Source organism: Paracidovorax wautersii, from assembly GCF_031453675.1.
Lineage (GTDB): Bacteria > Pseudomonadota > Gammaproteobacteria > Burkholderiales > Burkholderiaceae_C > Paracidovorax.
Map to the genome: position 1 here is coordinate 3,015,963 of NZ_JAVIZX010000001.1, position 14,851 is coordinate 3,030,813.

General features: G+C 64.7%; 11 protein-coding genes and 2 tRNA genes. 11 read left to right on the plus strand and 2 right to left on the minus strand.

The genetic code is table 11. The features are described from left to right. Nucleotides 1–52: 52 nt before the first annotated feature. A tRNA-Leu gene (locus QE399_RS13650) sits at nucleotides 53–137 on the minus strand. Nucleotides 138–332: 195 nt separating this feature from the next. Continuing rightward, nucleotides 333–417, minus strand: a tRNA-Leu gene (locus QE399_RS13655). Nucleotides 418–451: 34 nt separating this feature from the next. Between QE399_RS13655 and rnr the strand changes: the two genes are divergently transcribed. The 11 genes from rnr (at nucleotide 452) to typA (ending at nucleotide 14,792) form a co-directional block, all read left to right on the plus strand. Further along, nucleotides 452–2,740: a ribonuclease R gene (rnr, locus tag QE399_RS13660; protein WP_309829323.1), complete on the plus strand. Its 2,289-nt coding sequence runs from the start codon at nucleotides 452–454 to the stop codon at nucleotides 2,738–2,740. 65 nt (nucleotides 2,741–2,805) lie between these two features. Next, on the plus strand, nucleotides 2,806–3,570 hold the full coding sequence (locus QE399_RS13665; protein ID WP_309829324.1) for an SDR family oxidoreductase: 765 nt from the start codon (nucleotides 2,806–2,808) through the stop codon (nucleotides 3,568–3,570). Nucleotides 3,571–3,695: 125 nt separating this feature from the next. After that, nucleotides 3,696–4,448, plus strand: a complete 753-nt coding sequence (locus QE399_RS13670; protein ID WP_405043670.1) for a c-type cytochrome — start codon at nucleotides 3,696–3,698, stop codon at nucleotides 4,446–4,448. Further along, nucleotides 4,445–5,758, plus strand: a complete 1,314-nt coding sequence (locus QE399_RS13675) for a c-type cytochrome (RefSeq protein ID WP_309829325.1) — start codon at nucleotides 4,445–4,447, stop codon at nucleotides 5,756–5,758. Before QE399_RS13670 ends, QE399_RS13675 begins: the two co-directional genes overlap by 4 nt. 56 nt (nucleotides 5,759–5,814) lie before the next feature. Beyond that, nucleotides 5,815–6,204 carry a thioredoxin family protein gene (locus QE399_RS13680; RefSeq protein ID WP_309829327.1) on the plus strand — a complete coding sequence of 130 codons (390 nt, stop codon included), beginning with the start codon at nucleotides 5,815–5,817 and terminating at the stop codon, nucleotides 6,202–6,204. A 193-nt stretch (nucleotides 6,205–6,397) separates the two neighbouring features. Further along, entirely contained in the window at nucleotides 6,398–6,991 is a 594-nt protein-coding gene (gene rimP / locus QE399_RS13685) for a ribosome maturation factor RimP (RefSeq protein ID WP_309829329.1), read from the plus strand. 77 nt (nucleotides 6,992–7,068) lie between these two features. Next, on the plus strand, nucleotides 7,069–8,556 hold the full coding sequence (nusA, locus tag QE399_RS13690) for a transcription termination factor NusA (protein ID WP_309829331.1): 1,488 nt from the start codon (nucleotides 7,069–7,071) through the stop codon (nucleotides 8,554–8,556). A 24-nt stretch (nucleotides 8,557–8,580) separates the two neighbouring features. Further along, a complete protein-coding gene (gene infB, locus QE399_RS13695) occupies nucleotides 8,581–11,421 on the plus strand; it encodes a translation initiation factor IF-2 (protein WP_309829333.1) in 2,841 nt (946 codons plus the stop codon). Between the two features lie 178 nt (nucleotides 11,422–11,599). Further along, nucleotides 11,600–11,977, plus strand: a complete 378-nt coding sequence (gene rbfA, locus QE399_RS13700) for a 30S ribosome-binding factor RbfA (protein WP_309829334.1) — start codon at nucleotides 11,600–11,602, stop codon at nucleotides 11,975–11,977. Next, nucleotides 11,974–12,972: a tRNA pseudouridine(55) synthase TruB gene (truB, locus tag QE399_RS13705; RefSeq protein ID WP_309829336.1), complete on the plus strand. Its 999-nt coding sequence runs from the start codon at nucleotides 11,974–11,976 to the stop codon at nucleotides 12,970–12,972. Before rbfA ends, truB begins: the two co-directional genes overlap by 4 nt. Beyond that, a complete protein-coding gene (typA, locus tag QE399_RS13710; RefSeq protein ID WP_309829337.1) occupies nucleotides 12,969–14,792 on the plus strand; it encodes a translational GTPase TypA in 1,824 nt (607 codons plus the stop codon). Before truB ends, typA begins: the two co-directional genes overlap by 4 nt. Nucleotides 14,793–14,851: the final 59 nt, after the last annotated feature.

The following is a 14,851-nucleotide window of genomic DNA, read 5'->3' on the forward strand; positions in this document are numbered from 1 at the left end:
CGGCATGCCAAATGAAAAAGGCCGTTGCAGGTGCAGCGGCCTTTTTGTATTTTGGTGCCCAGGAGAGGACTCGAACCTCCACGATGTTACTCGCTAGTACCTGAAACTAGTGCGTCTACCAATTCCGCCACCTGGGCATTTCAGGAAAGATCAAATTATAAAGCAGGTTTTCAGGCCGCCTCGACGATTTCAGATCTTTTGTATTTCTTTTTTGCTGCACCCAAACACGCCTCTGCCCGGGAAGCGGGAGTGCAGGTGTTGAGCCAAGAAAAAAGCCGCTTCGTCTGAAGCGGCTTCAACTTGTGAAAACCGTTGCCGGTTCTCGTTAAACTTGGTGCCCAGGAGAGGACTCGAACCTCCACGATGTTACTCGCTAGTACCTGAAACTAGTGCGTCTACCAATTCCGCCACCTGGGCATTTCAGGAAAGACTCAGATTGTATATCAAAAAAATGAACTCCAGCACGACCGCTTCGCAACAGACAGACGAGATCGAGGGGAGCGTGCAGGGGCACCGTGACGGACATGGGTTCGTCAGCAGGGACGACGGCGAGTCGGACATCTATATCCCGCCCAACGAGATGCGTGCGGTGCTCCACAAGGACCGGGTGCGCGTTCGCATCGTCCGCCAGGACCGCCGCGGCCGCCCCGAGGGGCGAGTGGTGGAGATCATCGAGCGCCCCGTGCAGCCCATCATTGGTCGCTTGTTGCAGGAAAGCGGCGTCTGGCTGGTCGCCCCGGAAGACAAGCGGTACGGCCAGGATGTGTTGATTCCCAAGGGTGCCACGGGTGCCGCCAAGCCGGGCCAAGTCGTCGTGGTCGAACTGACCGAGCCTCCCGCGCTGTTCGGTCAGCCGGTGGGCCGCATCACCGAGGTGCTGGGCGAGGTGGACGACCCGGGCATGGAGATCGAGATCGCGGTGCGCAAGTACGGAGTGCCTCACGAGTTCTCTGCCGAGTGCCTGGCGCAGGCCAAGGCCCTGCCCGACAAGGTGCGCGCACAGGACAAGCGCCGCCGGGTCGATCTCACCGATGTGCCGTTGGTCACCATCGATGGCGAGGATGCCCGCGACTTCGACGACGCCGTCTACTGCGAGCCCGCCAAGGTCGGGCGTGGAAAAGGCTGGCGGCTGCTGGTGGCGATCGCCGATGTCAGCCATTACGTGGAGACGGGCAGTGCCATCGACATCGATGCCTACGACCGCGCCACAAGCGTCTATTTCCCGCGCCGCGTGATTCCCATGCTGCCGGAGAAGCTGTCCAACGGCCTGTGCTCGCTGAATCCCGAGGTCGAACGGCTGTGCATGGTCTGCGACATGCTGGTCACGGCCAGCGGCGAGGTGCATGCCTACCAGTTCTACCCGGCCGTGATGTTCAGCCATGCCCGTTTCACCTACACCGAGGTGGCAGCCATTCTGGCCAACACCCGCGGACCGGAGGCCTCCAAGCGCAAGGACCGGGTGAAAGACCTGCTGAACCTGCACGACGTATACCGCGCATTGCTCATTGCACGCCAGCAGCGCGGCGCGGTGGACTTCGAGACCACCGAGACACAGATCATCTGCGACGAGAACGGCCGCATCGAAAAGATCGTGCCACGCACCCGCAACGATGCGCACAAGCTCATCGAAGAGGCCATGTTGGCTGCCAACGTGTGCAGCGCGGACTTCATCGCGCAGGGCGGGCAGCCAGGACTTTTCCGGGTGCATGAAGGCCCCACGCCGGAAAAGCAGGACATCCTGCGCAACTACCTCAAGGCCATGGGCGTTGGCATGTCGATCAGCGACGATCCCAAGCCTTCTGAATTCCAGGCGATCGCCGAGGCCACCAAGGAGCGGCCCGACTCTCAGCAGATCCACACCATGCTGCTGCGCTCCATGCAGCAAGCGATCTACACGCCCATCAACAGCGGGCACTTCGGGCTGGCCTTCGAGGCCTATACGCACTTCACCAGCCCGATCCGCCGCTACCCCGACCTCTTGGTGCACCGGGTGATCAAGGCCATCCTGGCCCGGACCAAGTACCACCTGCCGGCGCTGCCCGTGCCAGGAGAAGCCCACGCGAAGCTGGCCAAGCGGCTGGCCGCTCGCGTGGCGCCTCCCGGCATCAAGCCCCGAAAGGAGTCGCCCGCACAGGCGCGTGAGACCCAGGCCTGGGAGGCCGCGGGCCTGCACTGCAGTGCCAACGAACGCCGGGCCGACGAGGCCAGCCGCGACGTGGAGGCTTGGCTCAAGTGCAAGTACATGCGCGAGCATCTGGGCGAGGAGTACAGCGGCGTCGTGAGTGCGGCCACCAGCTTTGGTATTTTCGTGACGCTCGATGCGATGTATGTCGAAGGGCTGGTGCACATCACCGAGTTGGGTGGCGAGTACTTCAAGTTCGACGAAGCGCGCCAGGAACTGCGCGGTGAGCGCACGGGCATCCGCTATGCGATCGGCACCCGCGTACGCGTTCAGGTCAGCCGGGTGGACCTCGATGGCCGCAAGATCGACTTCCGGCTGGTGCACGAGGGTTCCGAGACCCCTGCGCCTCGGTCTGGCCGGGACCGTGGACCCGGCGATGGGCGCGGCAGCCGCCAGCGTATTTCTGCGCTCGAGGGAGGCGCGCGTGAATCCCGCCACGACGTTGGGCCGTCCTCGGAGCCAGAACGTTCTCCGAGGAAGAAGGCCGCGGCCGCCAAGGGCAGCGCCAAGAAGCCTGCCGCGAAACCTGCAGGCAAGGGACGCAAGTCCCGCCGCTGATCCTGCGCGGCGTGGCCCCGGAAGCCGCGCCGCCTTTTCGACATCACCACTCCATTGCGGACAACATGAGTTCTTCTTCAAAAATTGCCATCGTGACGGGTGGTGGCTCGGGTATCGGTCGCGCGGCCGCCCTGGCGCTGCTGCGCGATGGCTGGTCGGTCGTGGTGGCGGGGCGGCGCGAATCGCTGCTGGCCGAATTGGCCGAATTGGCCGAGCAGTCGCAGGCCGGGGCACGCGTACTGGCGGTGCCGACTAACGTAGCCGACCCGGCCTCCGTGCGGGCCCTGTTCGACCGGACGGTCGAGGCCTTCGGGCGTGTCGATCTGCTTTTCAACAATGCGGGCGTGGGAGCGCCGGCAGTGCCCCTGGAGGACTTGTCCCTGGAGCAGTGGAAGAACGTCGTCGACATCAACCTCAACGGCATGTTCTATTGCATCCAGAACGCCTTCCGCGTGATGAAGTCGCAGAGCCCGCGCGGCGGCCGCATCATCAACAACGGCTCCATCTCGGCGCACACGCCGCGCCCCCATTCCATCGCCTACACGGCCACCAAGCATGCGGTCATGGGCCTGACGAAGACGGCCTCCCTTGACGGTCGTCGCCATGACATCGCCGTGGGGCAAATCGATGTGGGCAATGCGGCGACGGAACTGGCGCAGCGCATGGCGGTGGGTGTGATGCAGGCGCATGGCGAGGTTGCGGTGGAGCCGCTGATGGATGTGGATATCGTGGGGCAATCAGTGCTCTACATGGCCAACCTGCCGCTGGAGGCCAATGTAATGTTCCACACCGTCATGGCCACGAAGATGCCGTTTGCGGGCCGCGGTTAGTTCAGGTTGACCGAAGTCGGGCCGCGCATGCGGGATGCTCCGTGTTCGCGCGCGCAGGGGATTGGTTTAGAGTGCGGTGAGCCCATTCCCCTCCACGGCCGTCCCGCGGCGGCAGTAAAGACCTGATGCTGTTTTTTCGATGCTGGCGAGCGTTTTGGTGCGCGGTCTGCCTGCTGTTCGGCGCCTCGATCGCGAAGGCGCAGCCCGTGCAGGCGCGCAATCCGGTGACGGTGGACGCTGGCATGTCGTCGCGTGTCCTGGCCTGCACGGCCTGTCACGGACCCGAGGGGCGGGCGACGCCCTACGGCTACTACCCGCGCATCGCCGGCAAACCCGCCGGCTACCTGTACCACCAACTTCTGAACTTCCGCGATGGCCGGCGGAGTTATCCGCAGATGACCTACCTGCTCGAACATCTCCCCGATGCCTACCTGCGGGAGATGGCTGAGCACTTCGCCAGCCTTGACGTGCCCTACGTGCCGCCGCCTGCTCTGCCTTTGCCGCCGGCGGTCGAGGAGCGCGGCCGGCGGTTGGTGCTGGAGGGTGACGGGGCGCGCGGCATTCCGGCGTGCGTGCAATGCCATGGCGCGTCGATGACCGGCGTGGCGCCATCGGTCCCTGGGCTGTTGGGTTTGCCGCGGGACTATCTCAACAGTCAGCTTGGCGCATGGCAGACAGCCCAACGCCGCGGCACGGCGCCCGACTGCATGGCCCGGGTGGCCAAGCGGCTGACGCCGGACGATGTGAGCGCCGTGTCCGCCTGGCTGGCTACCCGTCCGGTACCGCAGGGCGGCAAGCCCGCTCGGGCTTTTGCGGGCCCGTTGCCCTGGGCCTGTGGCGGCGTCGGTGGGGCCATCGTGCAGGAGGCACAGCAATGACCTGGCCGGTTCCACGCACGCGCAGGGGGTGGGCAGTGTGGGCGTTGGCGGCGGTCGCTGTGGCTGCGGCTGTGGTCTTGGGCATATTCGCGGCAACCACAGGAGAACTCGGGCATTGGGGGCGAGCCGTTGGGTCCGGGGCGCCGACGGCAACGGAAGGGCTGCCTTCATCGTCCACGCTGGTCGCCCGGGGTGCCTACCTGGCACGGGTGGGCAACTGCATGGGCTGCCATACCGTGCAGGGCGGTGCACCCTATGCCGGCGGGCGGAGCGTCGAGACCCCGTTCGGGCAGGTGCGGGCTCCCAATCTCACTCCCGACGACGCCACCGGCCTGGGACGGTGGTCGGCGGACGAGTTCTGGACTGCTCTGCACGAAGGGCGCTCCCGCGATGGTCGGCTGCTGTATCCCGCGTTTCCGTACACCAGCTACACCTCGATGGTGCGTGAAGATGCGGATGCCCTGTGGGCCTACTTGCGCACGGTCGAGCCCGTCCACCAGCCAAATCTGCCGCATGCGCTGAAGTATCCCTACAGCACGCAGTGGGCGTTGGCGGGGTGGCGCGCCCTGTTCTTTCGTCCTGGCGAGTGGCGCGTCGATCCGGCACGCCCGCCCGAATGGAACCGAGGCGCATACCTCGTTCAGTCATTGGGGCACTGTGCCGCGTGCCATACGCCGCGCAACGCGCTGGGCGGTAGCAAGAGCCGTGCGGCCTGGGCGGGTGGAATGCTGGACGGCCAGGGCTGGTATGCCCCGGCCTTGAATGATCCGGCCCAGGCAGGCTTGCAGGACTGGCCGGTCGAAGACATCGTCGCTCTGCTGCGCGTGGGGACTACCCCGCGGGCTGCTGTCAGTGGGCCCATGGCCGAGGTGGTGGTGCGAAGCACCCAGTACCTCGACGATGCCGATGCCCGGGCCGTGGCCGTCTATCTGCAAAGCCTGCCGTTGCAGCGTGCTGAACCGGAGGAGGCTGCCCAGCCAGTGGTGCAGACACTCCAGCGTGGGCAGGGCCTGTATACGCGCCACTGCGCCCAGTGCCATGGGGACGGCGGCGAAGGGGTGGCCGGGGCAATGCCGCCGCTGGCGGGGAACCGGGCTGTGGTACTTCAACCGCCGGTCAACGTGATCCGTACGATCCTGCATGGTGGGTATCTTCCAGCGACGGCGGGCAATCCACGGCCGCACGGAATGCCTCCGTTCCTGCACGTGCTCAGCGATGAGGAAATCGCGGACGTGGCCACGTTCATCCGCAATGCCTGGGGCAACACGGCCCCATCCGTAGGTACCATAGATGTCTACCGTGCGCGCTAAAAAAAAGCGCATGCGTCGTGCAGCCTCCGCCGTTGATTCCGTCAAGGACCTCCCTCATGGACCGACCGTCCGCCCCCAGTGGCCTCGCGCCTTCCGCATCCGCCGCCGCCGAATGGTCGGTGGTCTGTCTCTGCGCCGAATGGTGTGGCGTGTGCCGGGAATACGAAGGGCTCTTCAAGGCACTGGAATCGCTGCATCCTGGGGTGAGGTTTCTCTGGATCGATGTCGAGGATCGCGAGGATATCGTCGAGGATTTCGACGTCGAGACCTTTCCCTCGCTGCTGATTGCCCAGGGCCCACTGGTCCGTTTCCTGGGGCCGTTGCTGCCCCAGTCCGGAGTGCTGGACCGCCTGTTGCGCAGCCTCATGGAGCGCCCCGGGGCCGAGGCGGGGCCGGGGGAGGAGGCCCAGGCGCTGTGGGCCCGCGTGCGTGCTGCAAACGTGTAGGCCTAGGATGCAAGTTGCGTGCCGCCAGCTTTGCAAAGCGGGGCTTTAACCGCTACAATAGCGGCTTCACGACCAAACGGGCGGGTACTCACCGCCCGTTTTTTTTGGGCGTTTGCTTTTCGAGCTCGAAGCTGCCGGGTTGACTGGGTGGTTGTCGGGTTTTTCGCACTTCTGGAAACTGAACAGAACACACGTGGCATTGCAAGAGATCGTCGAACAGACAGTGGCTGGCCTGGGTTACGACCTGGTGGAGGTGGAACGCTCCGCCGGCGGGCTGCTGCGCATCACCATCGATCTGCCATGGAGCGCGCCCGATGTGAACGCGCAACTGCCCGTGGCCGAGCAGTTCGTGACCGTCGAGGACTGCGAGAAGGTCACGCGCCAGTTGCAGTTCGCCCTGGAAGTCGACGGCGTCGAATACAAGCGGCTGGAAGTGTCGTCCCCCGGCATCGATCGCCCCCTGCGCCACGAGCAGGATTTCCTGCGGTTTGCCGGCGAGGTGATCGACATCACCTTGAAGGCGCCCCTGGGTGCTGCTGCCGAAGGCCAGGTGAATGCCAATCGCAAGAAATTCCGCGGCACGCTGGAGCGGGCCGAGTCAGGCGGCTGGCAAATCGTGTGGAGCGATGAGCCGCCGCCCAAGCCTGGCCAGAGAGTCAGCAAAAAGCGTGTGCCGCCGCCGTTGCAGGCCCTGGGCTTCACGCTGGACGAACTGCGCGATGCACGTCTCGCGCCCATCGTGGATTTCAAGGGGCGTGGCTCCAAGGCCGGGCCTCCGCCGGGCTGAGACTTCAAAGATAAAAATTTCGGACCAGCGCTGCCGGCGTAGGCCCCCAAGTGATTGAGAAACAGGAGAGTCGTCGCATGAATCGCGAATTGTTGATGTTGGTTGAGGCTATTTCGCGTGAGAAGAACGTCGAGCGCGATGTGGTGTTTGGCGCCGTCGAATCCGCCCTGGCGCAGGCGACGAAAAAGCTGTACCCCGGCGAAGTGGACATTCGCGTCGCCATCGACCGCGACAGCGGTAACTACGAGACTTTCCGCCGCTGGCTGGTGGTGCCCGACGATGCCGGCCTGCAAAATCCGGATGCTGAAGAACTGCTGATGGACGCGCAGGAGCGCATCGCCGATGTCGAGGTCGGCGAGTACATCGAAGAAGGTGTCGAGTCCGTGCCCATCGGCCGCATCGGTGCGATGGCTGCCAAGCAGGTGATCCTGCAGAAGATCCGCGACGCCGAGCGCGAGATGCTGCTCAACGACTTCATGTCCCGCGGCGAGCGCATCTTCACCGGTACCGTCAAGCGCATGGACAAAGGCGACATCATTGTCGAGTCCGGCCGCGTGGAAGGCCGCCTGCGCCGGGGCGAGATGATTCCCAAGGAAAACCTGCGCAACGGCGACCGCGTGCGGGCCATGATCATGGAAGTCGACCTAACGCTGCGGGGCGCGCCGATCATCCTCTCGCGCTCGGCGCCGGAATTCATGATCGAGCTGTTCCGCAACGAGGTTCCCGAGATCGAGCAGGGGCTGCTGGAGATCAAGAGCTGCGCCCGCGATGCCGGCAGCCGCGCCAAGATCGCCGTGCTGTCCCATGACAAGCGCGTGGATCCCATCGGTACCTGCGTCGGCGTCCGCGGCACCCGCGTCAACGCGGTGACCAATGAACTGGCCGGAGAGCGTGTGGACATCGTGCTGTGGTCCGAAGACCCCGCACAGTTCGTGATCGGCGCGCTGGCGCCGGCCAACGTCTCGTCCATCGTGGTGGACGAAGAAAAGCACGCCATGGATGTGGTGGTGGACGAGGAGAACCTCGCGATCGCCATCGGCCGCGGCGGTCAGAACGTGCGCCTGGCTTCCGAACTCACGGGCTGGAAGATCAACATCATGGACGCGGCGGAGTCGGCCCAGAAGCAGGCCAACGAAACCGATGCGTCCCGCAAGCTGTTCATGGAAAAGCTGGATGTGGACGAAGAGATCGCCGACATCCTGATCGCCGAAGGTTTCGCCAGCCTGGAAGAGGTGGCCTATGTGCCGCTGCAGGAAATGCTGGAGATCGAGAGCTTCGACGAAGACACCGTCAACGAGCTGCGCGCCCGCGCCAAGGATGCCCTGCTCACGATGGAAATCGCCCGCGAGGAAAGCGTCGAGGGCGTGTCGCAGAACTTGCGTGACCTCGAGGGCCTGACGCCCGATCTCATCGCCAAGCTGGCGGAGGGTGGGGTGCACACGCGTGATGACGTGGCCGATCTGGCCATTGATGAACTGACCGACCTGACCGGACAGTCTGAAGAAGATGCCAAGGCCTTGATCATGAAGGCACGCGAACATTGGTTCGCAGGGCAGCAAGAGTAAGGTCAGGGGAGGTACGAGCCAAATATGTCCAGTAACACCGTCGCCGAGTTCGCCACCGAACTCAAGAAATCACCGGAAACCCTGCTTGACCAACTCAAGTCCGCAGGCGTGGCGAAGTCCGCGCCCAGCGATGCGTTGACCGAGTTCGACAAGCAGAAGCTGTTGGCCTTCCTGCAAGCCAGCCATGGCACGGCTTCGGCCGATCGCAAGAAGATCACCCTGACCAAGAAGTCGACCAGCGAGATCAAGCAGGCCGATGCCACGGGCAAGGCGCGCACGATCCAGGTGGAAGTGCGCAAGAAGCGCACCTTCATCAAGCGCGAGGATGACGAAGGCGTGGCCGAGAACGAAGAGTCCTCCGCTGCACCATCCCCCGAGGATCTGGAGCTGGCGCGCCGCGAGGAAGAGGCGCGTCGCCAGGCCGAGCTGATCAGCCGCCAGGAAGCCGAACTCACGGTCAAGCGCCGTGAGCGCGAAGCGCGCGAACTGCGCGAACGCGAGGCCGAAGAGCGCGCCGCGGCCTATGCCGCCCAGCAGGCCGAGAAGAAGGCCGTGGCTTCTGCCGAGAAGGAAGAAGCCTCTCGCGAAGCCGCAGCCGAAGCGGAAGCCCGTTCCAAGGCCCAGGCGGAAGCCCGTGCCAAGGCCGAGGCCGAGTCGTCTGCCCGTGCTGCGGAAGAATCCGCGCGCGCCGCCGACCTGGACGAACGCCGTCGCAAGGCCCTCGCCGAGGCGGAGGCCATCCGCGCCATGATGGCCACGCCCAAGAAGGTCATGGTCGCCAAGAAGCCCGAGGAACTCAAGCCGGCGGCCAAGGCCCCGGGGGCTGGCGATGCCAAGAAGGGCACGCTGCACAAGCCGGCCACGGTGCCGGGTGCAGCCCGCACGGGTGCGGGTGCACCGGCCGCGCCAGGTTCCGGCAAGGAAGTGAAGTCGGCCAAGCTGTCCTCCAGCTGGGCAGGCGATCCGGCCAAGAAGAAGGAAATCAAGACCCGCGGCGACAGCAGTGGCGGTGTGGGTCGCAACAACTGGCGCGGTGGCCCGCGCGGCCGCCGTGGCAATGACCGCGACGACCAGCAAGGTCGTCAGCCGCAGGCCCCGGTGGAGGCGCGCATCATCGAAGTGCATGTGCCCGAGACCATCACGGTGGCCGAGCTGGCGCACAAGATGTCGATCAAGGCGTCCGAGGTCATCAAGGCGTTGATGAAGATGGGCCAGATGGTCACCATCAACCAGCCGCTGGACCAGGACACGGCCATGATCGTGGTCGAGGAAATGGGCCACAAGGCCGTGGTGGCGGCGCTGGATGATCCGGAAGCCTTCACCGACGAAGAAGCGACCGGCCCACAGGCCGAGGCGCTGCCGCGTGCTCCTGTGGTGACCGTGATGGGCCACGTCGACCACGGCAAGACCTCGCTGCTGGACTACATCCGCCGCGCCAAGGTGGCCGCGGGCGAAGCCGGCGGTATCACGCAGCACATCGGTGCCTACCACGTGGAAACGCCGCGCGGCATGGTGTCGTTCCTCGATACCCCGGGTCACGAGGCCTTCACGGCCATGCGTGCCCGCGGTGCCCAGGCGACCGACATCGTCATCCTGGTGGTGGCGGCCGACGACGGCGTGATGCCCCAGACGAAGGAAGCCATCAAGCACGCGAAGGCGGCTGGTGTTCCGATCGTGGTGGCCATCACCAAGTCCGACAAGCCCGATGCCAACTTCGAACGCGTCAAGCAAGAGCTGGTGGTCGAGGAAGTGGTGCCGGAAGAGTACGGCGGCGAATCGCCGTTCGTGCCGGTGTCCTCCAAGACCGGTGCCGGTATCGACGATCTGCTGGAGCAGGTGCTGCTGCAGGCCGAAGTGCTGGAACTGAAGGCGCCCGTCGAGTCGCTGGCCAAGGGCCTGGTGATCGAAGCGCAACTGGACAAGGGCCGCGGCCCTGTGGCCACGGTGCTGGTGCAGTCCGGCACGCTGAAGGTCGGCGACATCGTGCTGGCAGGCCAGACCTATGGCCGCGTGCGCGCCATGCTGGACGAGAACGGAAAGCCAGCCAAGACGGCGGGTCCGTCGATCCCGGTGGAAATCCAGGGTCTGACCGAAGTGCCGCAGGCTGGCGACGACTTCCAGGTGCTGAGCGACGAACGCCGTGCCCGCGAAGTAGCGACCTACCGCGCCGGCAAGTTCCGCAACACCAAGCTGGCCAAGCAGCAGGCTGCGAAGCTGGAGAACATGTTCGCCGACATGACGGCGGGCGAGGTCAAGACCCTCCCCATCATCGTCAAGGCCGACGTGCAGGGTTCGCAGGAAGCGCTGTCGCAGTCGCTGCTCAAGCTGTCGACCGACGAAGTCAAGGTCCAGCTGGTGTACGCCGGCGTGGGCGGCATCAGCGAGTCCGACATCAACCTGGCGATCGCCTCCAAGGCCATCGTGATCGGCTTCAACGTGCGTGCCGATGCCGGCGCGCGCAAGACGGCCGAGAGCAACGGTGTCGACCTGCACTACTACAGCATCATCTATGACGCTGTGGATGAGCTCAAGGTCGCCATGTCCGGCATGCTGGCTCCCGAGCAGCGCGAGGAAGTCATCGGTACGGCCGAGATCCGCACGGTGTTTGTCGCCACGAAGATCGGCACGATTGCTGGTTCGTACATCACGTCCGGCATGGTCCACCGCAATGCACGCTTCCGCCTGCTGCGCGACAACGTCGTGGTCTACACGGGCGAAGTCGACTCGGTCAAGCGCCTGAAGGACGACGTCAAGGAAGTCAAGGAAGGCTTCGAGTGCGGTATCAAGTTGAAGAACTACAGCGACATCAAGGAAGGTGATCAGCTCGAGTTCTTCGACATCAAGGAAATCGCGCGGACGCTTTGATGCAATCTTTTTGCACCCCATACAGCCCGCGCATCGCCAGCGCGGCATCGCACGCCGCCCCTCAGAGGGCTGCGGAGCAAGCCACGCCAGCGGACGCCACGGAACTGGCTTTGCCAGGCCGTCGGCGTCGTCCCCCTGAGGGGGGAAGGCGCGAAGCGACTCAGGGGGGGAATTGAATATGGCTGGCAAGAAATCCTCCACGCCCAACCGCAGCTTCAAGGTCGCGGACCAGATCCAGCGCGACCTGACCGAGCTGATCCGCGAGTTGAAGGACCCGCGCATCGGCATGGTCACCCTGCAGGCGGTGGAGGTCACTCCCGACTACGCGCACGCGAAGGTGTTCTTCAGTGTGCTCGTGGGCGACACCGATGCGACCCAGGAAGCGCTCAACCAGGCGTCGGGGTTCCTGCGCAACGGCCTGTTCAAGCGTTTGCACATCCACACCGTGCCTACGCTGCACTTCGTGTTTGACCGCACCACCGAGCGTGCGTCGGACATGAACGCGCTGATCGCGCGCGCCGTGGCTTCGCGCTCCAAAGACGACGACGAAGCATGACGGTACGCGCTCCCCGCATCCGGGTGCAGCGGCGCCCGGTGCACGGAGTGCTGCTGCTCGACAAACCCCTGGGCTTTTCCAGCAACGACGCGTTGCAGAAGGCCAAGTGGCTGCTGCGCGCCGAAAAGGCCGGCCACACCGGAACGCTCGACCCCCTGGCCAGCGGCGTGTTGCCGCTGTGCTTTGGTGCGGCCACCAAGTTCAGCCAGCTGCAACTGGATGCGCCCAAGACCTATGAGGCCGTCGCGCTGCTGGGCACCACCACGACCACCGGCGATGCCGAGGGCGAGGTGGTGGAACGCTGCGCGGTGGACGTGGCGGCACTGACGCCCGAGCGTCTGGCCGCGGTCCAGCAACAGTTCACCGGCCCCATCCGCCAGGTGCCGCCGATGCACAGCGCGCTCAAGAAGGACGGCAAGGCGATGTACGAATACGCGCGCGCCGGGATCGAGGTCGAGCGGCCCGCGCGGGATGTGGTGATTCATGCATTGGAATTGGCTCTAACGCAGACGGAGCAAGCGCTGCCAGCTATCAAAATGGTAGTGCGGTGCAGCAAGGGCACGTACATCCGTACCCTGGGTGAGGACGTGGGCCGCGCCTTGGGCTGCGGCGCGCACCTGGTCTTTCTGCGCCGCATCGATACGGGTGGACTGGGCGTGGACCGCTGCATCACGCTGCAGGCACTGGAGGCCATGACGGAAGACGAGCGCATGGCCTGCGTGCACCCTGTGGAAACCCTGCTGGCCGGGCATGCGAATGTCACGCTCGACAGCGAAAATGCAGGCCGGTTTCTGTCCGGCATGCGCAGGCGGGGCCCCTGGCCCGATGCCGAAGCCGTGGCCGTGTTCGGGGGCCAACCCCGCGCACTTCTAGGGGTGGCCCATGTGGCAGGCGGCGAACTCATTCCGGAACGGCTCCTGAGCCCTCTGGAGATTCAACAGATTCTGGAAGAAAAAACGCCGCCTGCAGAGCGCGGCACATTGGAAGCACTATGAGCAAACAAATCCGCAACATCGCCATCATCGCGCACGTTGACCATGGCAAGACCACCATGGTGGACCAGCTGCTGCGCCAGTCCGGTACCTTCGCCGACCACGAAAAGGTCGTCGATACCGTCATGGACAACAACGCCATCGAAAAAGAGCGTGGCATCACCATCCTGGCCAAGAACTGCGCTGTGAGCTGGGAAGGCACGCACATCAATATCGTCGACACCCCGGGCCACGCGGACTTCGGCGGCGAAGTGGAACGCGCCCTGTCCATGGTCGACAGTGTGGTGCTGCTGATCGATGCGCAGGAAGGCCCCATGCCCCAGACGCGCTTCGTGACGAAGAAGGCCCTGGCCTTGGGCCTGCGCCCCATCCTGGTCGTGAATAAGGTGGACAAGCCCGGCGCCAACCCCGACAAGGTCGTGAACGCCGCGTTCGACCTGTTCGACAAGCTGGGTGCCACCGACGAGCAGCTCGACTTCCCCGTGGTGTACGCCTCGGGCATCAACGGCTGGTCGTCGCTGGAAGAGGGTGCTCCCGGTGAGCAGTGGGGCCCCGACATGTCGGCCCTGTTCAACACCATCCTGAAGCACGTGCCCCCGAACTCGGGCGATGCCTCCGCTCCGCTGCAACTGCAGATCTCGGCGCTGGACTTCTCCACCTTCGTGGGCCGCATCGGTGTGGGCCGTATCAGCCAGGGCACGCTGAAGCCCGGCCAGGATGTGCTGGTCATGGAAGGTCCGGACGGCAAGAGCGTCAAGGGCCGTGTGAACCAGGTGCTGACGTTCCAGGGCCTGGACCGCATGCAGACCCCGCTGGCCGGCCCCGGCGACATCGTGCTGATCAACGGCATCGAGGACATCGGCATCGGCGTGACCGTGACCGATCCTGCCAACCCCGCGCCGCTGCCCATGCTGAAGGTGGACGAGCCCACGCTGACGATGAACTTCTGCGTGAACACCTCGCCGCTGGCCGGCCGTGAAGGCAAGTTCGTGACCAGCCGCCAGATCTGGGACCGCCTGCAGAAGGAACTGCAGCACAACGTGGCCCTGCGCGTGAAGGAAACCGACGAAGAAGGCATCTTCGAAGTCATGGGTCGCGGCGAACTGCACCTGACCATCCTGCTGGAAAACATGCGCCGTGAAGGCTACGAGCTGGCCGTTTCCAAGCCGCGCGTGGTGTTCAAGGATATCGACGGCGTGAAGCACGAGCCGATTGAGCTGGTGACGGCCGACATCGAAGAAGGCCACCAGGGCGGCGTGATGCAGGCCCTGGGCGAGCGCAAGGGCGAGCTGGTGAACATGGAGTCCGACGGCCGCGGCCGCGTGCGCCTGGAATACCGCATCCCGGCCCGTGGCCTGATCGGTTTCACCAACGAGTTCCTGAACCTGACGCGCGGTTCCGGCCTCATCAGCAACATCTTCGACAGCTACGAGCCGCACAAGGGCGCCATCGGTGGCCGGAAAAACGGCGTGCTGATCTCCATGGACGACGGTGAAATCTTCACCTACGCCCTGGGCAAGCTGGACGACCGTGGCCGCATGTTCGTGAAGGCGAACGACCCGGTGTACGAAGGCATGATCGTCGGCATCCACAGCCGCGACAACGACCTGATCGTGAACGCCACGCGCACCAAGCAGCTGACCAACTTCCGCGTGAGCGGCAAGGAAGACGCGATCAAGATCACGCCCCCGATCGACCTCACGCTGGAATACGGCGTGGAGTTCATCGAGGACGACGAGCTGGTCGAAATCACGCCCAAGAGCGTGCGTCTGCGCAAGCGTTTCCTGACGGAAAACGAGCGCAAGCGCGCCGGCCGTTCGTGATCGCTTCCTGAGCGACGAAAAAAAGGAGCCCTCGGGCTCCTTTTTTTATGCTGCATGCT

What these genes read in the sequence shown, in the direction of transcription:
- rnr (WP_309829323.1), top strand. Translation starts at nt 452, where the DNA reads ATGAACTCCAGCACGACCGCTTCGCAACAGACAGACGAGATCGAGGGG.
- infB (WP_309829333.1), top strand. Translation starts at nt 8,581, where the DNA reads ATGTCCAGTAACACCGTCGCCGAGTTCGCCACCGAACTCAAGAAATCA.
- rbfA (WP_309829334.1), top strand. Translation starts at nt 11,600, where the DNA reads ATGGCTGGCAAGAAATCCTCCACGCCCAACCGCAGCTTCAAGGTCGCG.
- QE399_RS13670 (WP_405043670.1), top strand. Translation starts at nt 3,696, where the DNA reads ATGCTGTTTTTTCGATGCTGGCGAGCGTTTTGGTGCGCGGTCTGCCTG.
- QE399_RS13680 (WP_309829327.1), top strand. Translation starts at nt 5,815, where the DNA reads ATGGACCGACCGTCCGCCCCCAGTGGCCTCGCGCCTTCCGCATCCGCC.
- truB (WP_309829336.1), top strand. Translation starts at nt 11,974, where the DNA reads ATGACGGTACGCGCTCCCCGCATCCGGGTGCAGCGGCGCCCGGTGCAC.
- typA (WP_309829337.1), top strand. Translation starts at nt 12,969, where the DNA reads ATGAGCAAACAAATCCGCAACATCGCCATCATCGCGCACGTTGACCAT.
- nusA (WP_309829331.1), top strand. Translation starts at nt 7,069, where the DNA reads ATGAATCGCGAATTGTTGATGTTGGTTGAGGCTATTTCGCGTGAGAAG.
- QE399_RS13665 (WP_309829324.1), top strand. Translation starts at nt 2,806, where the DNA reads ATGAGTTCTTCTTCAAAAATTGCCATCGTGACGGGTGGTGGCTCGGGT.
- QE399_RS13675 (WP_309829325.1), top strand. Translation starts at nt 4,445, where the DNA reads ATGACCTGGCCGGTTCCACGCACGCGCAGGGGGTGGGCAGTGTGGGCG.